General features: G+C 66.7%; 1 protein-coding gene and 1 pseudogene. Both read right to left on the bottom strand.

The genetic code is table 11. The features are described from left to right. Window positions 1-202: pseudogene (locus tag EN781_RS29940) on the bottom strand (DUF805 domain-containing protein); the annotation flags it as partial. A 362-nt stretch (window positions 203-564) separates the two neighbouring features. Continuing rightward, window positions 565-2,433, bottom strand: coding sequence for a DEAD/DEAH box helicase (locus tag EN781_RS29935; protein ID WP_126057396.1), 1,869 nt, complete (start codon window positions 2,431-2,433; stop codon window positions 565-567). Between the last annotated feature and the right edge of the window lie 467 nt (window positions 2,434-2,900).

Raw genomic sequence — 2,900 nt, 5'->3', positions numbered from 1 at the left:
CTGCCGGACCGGTCATGCGGGCGCGGACCGAAAATATGCTGCTTGCCCGGTCGCCATTCGGCTGGAATTCGACCTCGGCGCCCCTGGCCAACGCCATCTCGCGGCGCAGATCCTCGCGCGCGAAGCTGTAACGCTTGCCGTCGGCGCCGGTTATGAAGCCGAAGCCTTGCTGCTCGTCATAGTGCAGAACCTCGCCGCGCATCGCACTGCCCCCTTTGCCGCGCATGCCCAGACTGGTCAAAGTCGCGGCGAACCGCAAGGGGGATGCGATTTAGCGCACTGGCGGGCACCACGCCTTCGTCATTCTACGGCGGAGCAAGGAGCGAAGCGACGCGGCGCAGACCATAGAATCCATTCCGTGACCTACGAGCGTTGCAGCCGTTCAGAACGGCCCCTATTTCTGCCCCTTGTCTATGCTTCGCGCGAGGTCACGGCATGGATCCTCGGGTCTACGCGTCCGCTTCGCTCCGCCCGTGGATGACGAAGGTCGGACGCTTCGGCTAATTTTCGAGGTTGGCGGTTTGCCCGGACGTTCGCTGCGGGTCAGCTTCCAACCTGGCGAACCTACGCCGGCCGCTTCTTCGGCTTCTTGTGCTTTACCGGCTTGTCGAATTTCGGCCGGTCGAGTTTTGATTTGTCGAATTTCGGCTTGCCGGGCTTCTTCGCCCAGGGTTTTGAATCCACGCCGGCGGGCCGGTGCTCGCCCGGCGCGCGCTTTTCGAATTGGGGCGCGTTCTGGTCGAAGGGCCGCTTGCCGCGATGCGGCTTCTTGTCGGGTTTCGGCGGCTGGTAGCCGGCCCGCGACAGGTCGGGCGTGCCGTCCAGCCGTCTCACCGCGATGTTGTTCTGCAATTTGCGGTCGGGGCCGATAGCGGCGAGGAACCGGTCGGCCCAGTCGGCGGCGATCTGCACGAAGGTCTCTTCCGGCTGCATCTTGATGGCGCCGATCTCGCGCTTGCTGATGCTGCCGGTACGGCACAGCATGGGGATCAGCCAGCGCGGCTCGGCATTCTGCCGGCGGCCGACCGACAGCGAGAACCAGACGCTGTCGCCGAAATCGTCGCGGCGGCTGGGCGTCTCGTCGCGTCGCGCGGGCCTTTCGGCTGACGGCGTGAAGGGCGCGACGTCGAGCAGGTCTTCCGGCGCCGAGCGGCTGCCGCGGCAGAGCCGGACGAAGGCGGCGGCGACAAGCTCGGCGCCGTGGCGGTCGAGCAAGGTTTCGACGAAACCGCGTTCTTCCTCGCTCACCGGCTCACCGAAGGCAGGGTCGGCGAGGATACGCTCGTCGTCGCGGCGCAGCACCTCGTCAGCCGAGGGCGGGCTCGCCCAGGACGCGGTCAGGCCGGCATTGTGGAGCAGGCGCTCGGTGCGCCTGCGGGCATTGTTCGGCACGATCAGCGCGCTGACGCCTTTCCGCCCGGCACGGCCGGTGCGGCCGCTGCGGTGGAGCAGCGTTTCCGGGTTGGACGGCAGGTCGGCATGGACGACCAGGTCGAGATTGGGCAGGTCGATGCCGCGCGCCGCCACGTCGGTGGCGATGCAGACCCTGGCACGGCCGTCGCGCATCGCCTGCAGCGCGTGGCTGCGCTCGTTCTGGCTGAGCTCGCCGGACAATGCCACGACGGCGAAATTTCGGTTATTGAAGCGCGCGGTGAGATGGTTGACGGCGGCGCGGGTGTTGCAGAACACCATGGCGTTGGTCGCCTCGTAATAGCGCAGCACGTTGATGATGGCGTTCTCGCGGTCGGCGGGTGCCACGGAGAGCGCCCGGTATTCGATGTCGAGATGCTGCTTTGCCTCGCCGCCGGCGGAAATGCGCACGGCATCGCGCTGGTAGTTCTTCGCCAGCGTGGCGATCGAGCGCGGCACGGTGGCGGAAAACATCAAGGTGCGGCGCTCGGCGGGCGCGGCGTCGAGGATGAATTCGAGGTCCTCGCGAAAGCCGAGATCGAGCATCTCGTCGGCCTCGTCCAGCACCACGGCCTTGAGCGCCGACATGTCGAGCGCGCCGCGCGTAATGTGGTCGCGCAGCCGGCCCGGTGTGCCGACGACGATATGGGCGCCGCGCTCCAGCGCCCGCCGCTCGCTGCGCATGTCCATGCCGCCGACGCAGGAGGCTATCTGCGCGCCGGTCAGCTCATAGAGCCATTCCAGCTCGCGCCGCACCTGCAGCGCCAGCTCGCGCGTCGGCGCCACCACCAGGCCGAGCGGCGCGCCGGCATCGGTGAAACGCGCCGCGCCGCCAAGCAGGGTCGGGGCCAAGGCAAGGCCGAAGGCGACCGTCTTGCCGGAGCCGGTCTGGGCCGAGACCAACGCGTCGGCCGCGCGAAGCTCGGGCGCCAGCACCGCCTGCTGCACCGGCGTCAGCGCGGCATAGCCGCGTTTTTCCAGCGCCTCTGCAAGCGCAGGCACGATCGTTTCGAAACTGGACATTTTTCTCTTTCGGAATTCGGAGCTTGCCTGTCCGGCAACACATGCCGGGCTGACGCACGCAGGCGAAGGACATTTTGAGCGTTCGTACTTCCTGCGGCGGCCATTGTACAGCGCAAGCGGCACCGCCTCTCCTTCTCCCCTTGTGGGAGAAGGTGGATCGGCGCGCAGCCGAGACGGATGAGGGGTGTTCCAGCGGAGTGAGAGGTTGGTGTTTTCTGGAGCACCCCTCATCCGTCGCCTTCGGCGACACCTTCTCCCACAAGGGGAGAAGGGAGAGCGCTGCCGCCAATTGACTCTTTTACCAAACCGCGTAAAAGCCCGCTTCGAACGGGATTGTTCTTCGATGCGCGGCCTTCTGATGGCTCTTCTTGCATTCGATGCCCCCAGCCACGATGCACGGCATCGGGCCGGGCGCTTCGGCGCGCCTGCCCGTTCCAGCAAAACTACGGCCAAAACCACCACCAAAA

The sequence above is a fragment of the Mesorhizobium sp. M4A.F.Ca.ET.090.04.2.1 genome (assembly GCF_003999085.1).
In the GTDB taxonomy this organism is placed as follows: domain Bacteria; phylum Pseudomonadota; class Alphaproteobacteria; order Rhizobiales; family Rhizobiaceae; genus Mesorhizobium.
The sequence above is the reverse complement of the archived record's forward strand: the minus strand, read 5'-3'. Positions and strand labels throughout refer to the sequence as shown.